Here is a 7,452-nt window from a genome sequence, read left to right as displayed (position 1 = left end):
ATTTGGTTTTTCATGGTTTTTGTTTCCTGTGTTTTAACTCTATATTTTTATCATCTCCTAAATTTTGGCGAAGTAAGATAATGTGAATGAGTTATCACAAAAAGCTCTGCTGCTATTTTTAACGTGCAAAAAAATGCACAATGACTAGCTGTTAATGGAAAGATTGCAACAAAATCAAGTAGATCAGTGACTTTTTGTGATCAGCGTCACTATAGGAAAAGGAGGAGAAAGTTTTTTATTACTAATTACCCGAACATAATATAAGTTGGCTTAAGCAACAGTCCAACCCAATAACTATAAAGTCTATTTTGGGTTGCAGGTTACTTAAACCAACCTACTAAATGCCAATAAGTATTTAACCGAATATGATATAAAACCCAGGAATTGCTTCCTGATACTCTGTTCTACTCACAATAACATTATGTTATGGCAGCCAAAGAGCGATCGCTGGAAACCAAAACTATACTAATTTAAGGATTATTTTTAATACTACCTGTGGCAGAAGCAGGAGTATCACCAGCAGTATTCTGTGGTTGTTGTATAAGTTCTTTTTGTTTATTGCGGAACTGTGTTGCTGCATCATTTAGACTGTCACGTTGTTCGATCATATACTCCTTCATATTCCGGTTATTTCCCAGTCTGGAGTTGTGAATAATGTCAAACATATCTATACCACTGGAACCAGAACCAGTAAAAGGATCGGGGTTATCTATTGTTTGTAAATCCTGTAAAGGATTAACTGTATCATTTTCATAAAATTGAGCAAAAGTGGACTGAGGCAGGAAAATGGTGATTATTCCTGTAGTTAAGGTACTGAAAAGAATTTTGGTGAAAAGTTTAGCAGACATAATAATGTAGTATTTTGTTTTTCTTAGGAAACTTTCAGATATATAGGATACAACTAAATTAGTTATGATAAACATTTTTTTGTAGTTGGGCTTCAGCCCCTACAGCGCTTTTCACATTCATGAACCACATCTTCACAACCAAAACCCTGTAGGGGCGATTCGCGTTTGCGGAGCATTCCGTTAGGAAATCGCCCCTACTTTGGTCTACTGAAATGAAAACCGCTGTAAAACATTTATTTCTGGGCTAAAGCCCAACTACGAGCCTAATTATAATTGTTCTACTTAATTCTGATTTCTGACTTCGTTAAATTTAAGCAAACCGACGACGTAATAGAGGTTGAATTGCGACTAGAGTAACAATATCAAACACTAATAGCACCAGTAATGCTACCCCAAAGGAAATATCAGCAAAAGGCGCTTCCATAACTACACTACCAAAAGAGAAATCATTATGTAGATACAAATAGCGAATAGGCTCGATCGCATAGCTCAAAGGATTTAAACTGGCGACTACCTGTAGCCAACTAGGCATAAAAGATAGAGGTGCCAGAGCTGTGCTAGCAAATAACAAAGGCAAGTTAGTTACAAAAATCACTGCTAAAAGTTCAATGTGCCCAGGTAAAGCAAAAGCAAGACCTAAACTTAAGCCAGTCACACCCAAAACTAACATTAAAACAATCAGGGCGATAGTAGATAATCCTAATATATTAGGTAATCCTGCACCCAAAAATGCTCCAGCAGCAATGATAATAGCTGATTGAATTAAACTAAGGGTGACAATAAAGGTAGCTGAAGCTAAGACAATAGAAAAGCGGGATGTCAATGGCGCTACCAATAGGCGGTTGAGAAAGCCAAATTCTCGGTCGAACATCACTGGTAAACCTGCATTCAGGGCACCAGCAAAAGCAGTAAAGACAATAATACCCGCACCAAGAAATTGTCCATAGTTTTGACTTTCACCAAATAAGCCTTGGGGTACGTTTTGGAAAAGTGCTCCAAATAGGATTAACCACATTAAAGGTTGAATAACTCCAGCGATTAATGTAGAAGGACGTCGTTTGAGCTGAATGAATAACCGACGGGTTAATGCAAAAGTTTCTTGGAAAAAATCTCCTACTAGAGAACCTGAAGTTAAAGGTGTCGTCTTAGTGTCAGACAACTGACTTATATTAGTTTGGGAAGGGGTGATAGTACCACTCATATTAGACTTTAGATATTATTAGTGCAGAATTTAGGGGCAAAAGATTAGCATTGTTGTGGGATGATTAGAAATATTTATTTTATGTGCCCTTAACAATGGCTTTTGCCCGCTACACTGGTAATTTTAACACCGCTATTCAGTTATCAGTTTTTACTTGCCACTGAATTAGGAAGCTTAAAATCCGAAATTTCCTTGGTAGTCATGCATAGTATTTGTAATTTCTTCCCACACTCCCCAAACTTCCCAGACCTCCCAAACCTCCGACACTCTCTCTACCGCACCACCACAATTTCCTTTTCTATCTGCTTGAGAGGGGAAGCTCTTGACCTTAATTTATTGATTCAATACTTATACAAAATTTGACTAAAATAGCTTTTCATCAATAGCAATGAAAATTTTGGGCTAATAAACTTTCTTTTTAATATTTTAATTATTTTCAGCTCACAAAAAGTTGATTCTATATTATATTAACCTGAAACTGGTTGGAAAAAAACTGTCCAAACAGCTTAAATTCTAGCGAAAAAAACTTATGGTCAAACTTTCTTTAGAAAATCTAAAGGCAAAATTTAGGAAAATATTAATATATAACATTGGAGCCAAACTGCTCGGATATTTTGAAAAGCTAATTCCTAAGTATTCTTTAATTGGAGATACAGCATTTTTTGAGCCTCACCACTTTGAATGGGTGGATGAGATAGACGCAAATTGGATATTGATTAGAAAAGAGTTAGATGAACTCCTGAAATATCGAGATGATTTACCAAATTTCCAAGACATTTCTCCAGACCAAGCTGATTATACTAGCCCTGATGATTTGTGGAAAACATTCTTTATGTACGGGTATGGAATTAAAGCAGAAAAAAATTGTCAAAGATGCCCAGAAACAACTCGTTTAATTGAAAAAATTCCAGGAATGAAAACGGCATTCTTTTCAATTTTAATGCCTGGTAAACATATTCCCGAACACCGAGGTCCTTATAAAGGAGTTATTCGTTATTTATTAGCATTAAAAGTACCTGAACCCAGAGAAAAATGTCGGATTCGAGTAGGTGATGAAACTCGTCATTGGGAAGAAGGAAAAAGCATGATTTTTGATGATTCTTTCCCTCATGAAGCTTGGAATGAAACTGATGGAGTCCGTGCAGTTTTGTTTCTAGATATAATGAGACCAATGCGTTTCCCCCTTTCATTTTTGAATGAATTTATAATGAAAATAATTGCTATTTCTCCCTACATTCAAGATGCAAATGTTAATCAGAAAAATTGGGAAGATCATTTAGAAAAATTGTTTGCCAAGGAAAATAAAAAGGAGAAAGTTTCATCATCAACACAGTAAAAAAGGGAGTAGGGGTGTTGCATACAACGTCCCTAAAGATTAGGAAGTAGTAAGGTAGGCATCTTGCCTACAACAGCTAGACTAATTTTTTTCTATTTTTCAGAGTTAAATTCCACCAGGAAAAATCAGAACCAAGACCGAACTAAAAAAAGGTTTTCAATCAACTGATGAACTCATTTAATCAGCTATAAAAAAGTATGAGTTTGTAGTTGGGCTTTAGCCCGCTAAATAGGGTTTGCTGAAAAAGTATTTTTAAGGATTAGGGGAGCGGGGGAGTAGGGGAATAATTTTTTCTCCAACTATACGCCAGAAATGCTAATTTTTTGAGTATCAAGAGCTGAAAACCAAGGTATTTCAGAGTTCAAAATGCTAAAACCTTTATCTGTCAATGCTTTTAGATTTAATGAGCAAGCCCTAAATATGTATCTGGGCTAAAGCCCTACAAAAGAGCCTAATTATAAGTATTCAAGGGAAAATGATATTACTTATATATTTATAGTAATTGCTATATATAATAAAAAAAATTTTGACTTTTGTAGGTACTGATTTTCTACAAAAAAGATACTTCATTTATCTATATTATTTATTTTATTAATAAAAAAATCAAAAAATATATTGGGAGAGGGTAGTGGGTTACGATTTTGATGCAATTATTATTGGCAGTGGTGCAGGAGGAGGAACGATCGCCCATACTCTGGCAAAAGCTGGTAAAAAGGTTCTCTTAGTAGAACGTGGCCATAGATTTAGTGATGTTGAAGCTTTCAAAGATGAGCAACGAATGTTAATCGACAAAGAAGCATTCGACGATCGCCAAATTGAAGTTAATGGACGTAGTGCGAGACTTCACATCGCTGGAATATTAGGAGGTGGGACTGCTTTATATGGAGGGGTATTAATGCGCCCAAGTCCCTACGACTTCCACCCAGGCAAATTTTATGACAAATGGCTACCTCGTCATCTGTGGGATTGGCCAATTACTTACGAAGAGATGGCTCCCTACTTCGACGAGGCAGAAAAGTTATTTCATGTTGCTGGGGATAAACCAGAAAAAATTCCTAATGTAGGAACACCAAGCAATGGTTATCCAGGGAAAGTTCCGCCACTCGAACCTATTAACCAACAATTGGAAAAAGGTATAAAGGATGCAGGGTTAATGCCATTTCATCTCCCCTTTGGCATAGACTTCGATAGTTGTCTGCGTTGTTCTAAATGTCCTGGTTTCTACTGCCCTAATGAAGCTCGTGCCTCTACAGTGGTGCGTGCTATTGATAAGGCAACTCTTAATTATAGTCTTAAAGTTCAAACTTTCACAGAAGCAGACCGTTTAGTTACTAATAGCAGTAAAAAAGTTACGGGTATACATCTACGTTGTCGTCAAACTGGCAAAGTTGAGGAACTAACAGCTAAAGTTTATATTCTTTCTGCGGGAGCTTTGGGTAGTCCAGTTATTCTGATGAAATCTGGTTTAACAGGGCGGAGCGGACAGTTGGGGCGGAATTATATGTATCATTGTGGTGCTTTAATGGCAGGTTTATTCAAACAAGAGACGGGAGGGGCGGATAAATTTATCAAACAGTTAGGGTTTACAGACTTGTATTTGGGAACTAAGGAATTTCCTCATAAATTGGGGTTAGCTCAAACAGTACCTATTCCCGGACTTCTTTCTCTACAACAAAATTTCCCTGTACCAATACCAAAACCTATTGCCGAATTTATTCTCAAGCGAATGTTGGCAATAACTGGTATTGTCGAAGATTTACCCCAAGAAGAAAATCGGATAGAACTAGGTAAGGATGGGAAAATTCGTCTATTCCACAAATTTCATCCTTATGATGTTTATCGTTCAAAATACTATAAGAAGAAGTTAAAAAAGGTATTTCAGTTAGCAGGAGCAGTATTATCTTTTGGAGCAACGGGTGATAAGGATGATATTCATACATCCCACCAGGTAGGTACGACTCGGTTTGGTACAGATCCTAATACTTCTGTACTTGATAAAGATTGTCGTTTACATGGCCATGAAAATGTTTTTGTTGTGGATGGTGGGTTTATGCCGAATGCTTTGGGGGTAAGTCCGGCTTTGACTATTGCGGCTAATGCTTTGAGGGTGGGGGAGAAAATCGAAAGGAAATCGTAGACGTATTAGGGGCGGGTTTTATAGGATTGTTTTTGACCTCAGTATATATTAGATAAAATGTAATATTTTATTTTTTTGTTTTTGATTTGTCATTGCGAACGACAGTGAAGCAATCTCCAGACGCTTTTCTATTGCACCTTTCCAAAGATGAAACAGTTTATTAGTGGACCGTTGCACCTAAAATAGTGCATTAGCCTTTTTCATAATCACGCCATCACCCCGTCGTCATTACATTCCCCCACCCCCCATTTTCTAATGCATTCCCCCGCCATTAGAAACAATCGAGTAGTGGACCGTTTCATCCCAGTAGTTGACTGTTTTATCTTAAATTCTGCAATAGGAAACTCTCTAAAGATTGCTTCACTGTCGTTCGCAATGACAAATCCAAATCCCAGTCATTTTAGCTGTGTCAGTCCAGTAGGGTGCATTAGACGGCTAAAATGGTAAGCTTGAGAGCTTCTTAACAATCTGTCGTAACGCACCTAAGCATAATAATTGTCCAATCTGTCCAATAGGTTAATATCATTTTCACAGAATAACCCAAGTATGTAAATATTTTTTTTCAGGTACTTATCTACTACAGACAAGTAATAAATTTCGCCTCCTTCTTGCCCCCCTCCCCTTGCAGGGGAGGGGCTGGGGGAGAGGTTCCAATTAATCATTTCATTTTTAGTATAAGTAGGTTAAGCTTTCCTAAAAAACGGTGCGTTAAGCTGCGCTAAATTCTAAATTCTAAATAATGAAAACTGTTGTAATTACTGGAATTTCTGGCACTTTAGGTAGTGCGATGGGTAAACTTTATAAGTCAAGGGGATGGCGAGTTGTTGGAGTGACTCGTCAACCTAATTTGGAGGGAGATTTTTTTGATGAGTTATGTGTTTCTCCCCAAGAAACTATTGAGGATGCCAAAAAACTATTTGAATATGACCCAGATGTAGTAATTTTAAATGCTGGTCAAATTGAGACTGAAGTGGGAGAGGGTGGCATCCCTGTAATTGAGTTAGTAGAGTCCATGAATAGAGTTAATTTTTCTTGGCCTGCAGTTGTTGCTACTGAAGTAGCAAAGTTAACTCCGAGTAGACCTTTAGATGTAATTGCCATTGGTTCAATTGCAGATGGGAGTCCTTCCTGTTTCGGACCTGTTTATCATTCTGGTAAAATAGCTTTACATTATTTTTGGTCTGGTGTCGGACCGATTGTTTATCATTCTAGTAAGAATATGATTCGCCTACGCTTGTATCGCCCTGGTGCGATTTCTGGTAAATTTGCTTGGGCACCAGTGAATCGTTTGAATGATAAGGCTTATAAGATTCGAGCAAATAGAGTTAATTCTGCTCCATCTGGAGATAAGGTCGCTGAAACAATAGTTAATTGGATTGAGAATAGTAAGCAATGGGTAGGAACTTATGATGAGCCTTTAGGGTTTAAGATTTTTAAATATTTGTTTGCTTTGTTCCCCAACTTTTTCTACAGATTACAGCTATATGGTTGGCCGAAAGGCAGTAAATTTATGTAATTAGGAAGTAGAGGACTGTGGAAAGTGTGGGGAGGGTGCGAAGTATTTGGGATAGATCCAGTAGTGGCGCGTCAAGCCTTAAATGTTACTGTAGGAAAATGGTAAGATGCTGATTTTTCAAAGCTTTTAGTTAAAAATATCTTCCACTATTTTGAACTTGACGTAATAGAAGAGAAACTTCGCCACCCACCCATCACCTCCGGTGGGGTGCTTTAGCAAATGAACTTACTATTGCTCTATACGCAACAGAAGAAAAATTTGACCACCCATCACCTCCGGTGGGGTGCTTCAGCAAATGAACTTCTTATTGCTCTATACGCAATAGAAGAGAAACTTCCCATCCATCACCTTTAGCAGGATGCTTCAGCAAATGAACTTACTATTGCTCTATACGCAATAGAAGAAAAATCTCAC

At 37.4% G+C, this 7,452-nt stretch carries 5 protein-coding genes; 3 read left to right on the top strand and 2 right to left on the bottom strand.

The window, feature by feature from the left end; translation table 11 throughout:
* Positions 1–470: 470 nt before the first annotated feature.
* Together ACP6PL_RS07610 and ACP6PL_RS07605 are read right to left on the bottom strand one after the other, a co-directional pair.
* Positions 471–848 carry a hypothetical protein gene (locus ACP6PL_RS07610; protein ID WP_426544176.1) on the bottom strand — a complete coding sequence of 126 codons (378 nt, stop codon included), beginning with the start codon at positions 846–848 and terminating at the stop codon, positions 471–473.
* A 310-nt stretch (positions 849–1,158) separates the two neighbouring features.
* Positions 1,159–2,049, bottom strand: a complete 891-nt coding sequence (locus ACP6PL_RS07605) for an ABC transporter permease (protein ID WP_426544174.1) — start codon at positions 2,047–2,049, stop codon at positions 1,159–1,161.
* Positions 2,050–2,578: 529 nt separating this feature from the next.
* Between ACP6PL_RS07605 and ACP6PL_RS07600 the strand changes: the two genes are divergently transcribed.
* The 3 genes from ACP6PL_RS07600 to ACP6PL_RS07590 all read left to right on the top strand — a co-directional run bounded on the left by ACP6PL_RS07600 (position 2,579) and on the right by ACP6PL_RS07590 (position 7,038).
* The gene (locus ACP6PL_RS07600) at positions 2,579–3,385 is read left to right on the top strand and encodes an aspartyl/asparaginyl beta-hydroxylase domain-containing protein (RefSeq protein WP_426544172.1); all 807 of its coding nucleotides are present in this window, start codon (positions 2,579–2,581) and stop codon (positions 3,383–3,385) included.
* Positions 3,386–4,013: 628 nt separating this feature from the next.
* Positions 4,014–5,522, top strand: coding sequence for a GMC family oxidoreductase N-terminal domain-containing protein (locus ACP6PL_RS07595; RefSeq protein WP_426544170.1), 1,509 nt, complete (start codon positions 4,014–4,016; stop codon positions 5,520–5,522).
* A gap of 739 nt (positions 5,523–6,261) precedes the next feature.
* Complete coding sequence (locus ACP6PL_RS07590) at positions 6,262–7,038, top strand: NAD-dependent epimerase/dehydratase family protein (RefSeq protein WP_426544168.1); 777 nt, start codon at positions 6,262–6,264, stop codon at positions 7,036–7,038.
* Positions 7,039–7,452 lie beyond the last annotated feature (414 nt).

The organism is Dapis purpurea BLCC-M126 (assembly GCF_050015975.1).
Classification (GTDB): Bacteria; Cyanobacteriota; Cyanobacteriia; order Cyanobacteriales; family Microcoleaceae; genus Trichodesmium.
Note: the sequence above shows the minus strand (reverse complement) of the source record. Positions and strands in the feature narration are given on the sequence as shown.

Bases quoted from the DNA above. Each gene is read 5' to 3' on its own strand.
- ACP6PL_RS07610 (WP_426544176.1), bottom strand. From the start codon at position 848: ATGTCTGCTAAACTTTTCACCAAAATTCTTTTCAGTACCTTAACTACA.
- ACP6PL_RS07605 (WP_426544174.1), bottom strand. From the start codon at position 2,049: ATGAGTGGTACTATCACCCCTTCCCAAACTAATATAAGTCAGTTGTCT.
- ACP6PL_RS07600 (WP_426544172.1), top strand. From the start codon at position 2,579: ATGGTCAAACTTTCTTTAGAAAATCTAAAGGCAAAATTTAGGAAAATA.
- ACP6PL_RS07590 (WP_426544168.1), top strand. From the start codon at position 6,262: ATGAAAACTGTTGTAATTACTGGAATTTCTGGCACTTTAGGTAGTGCG.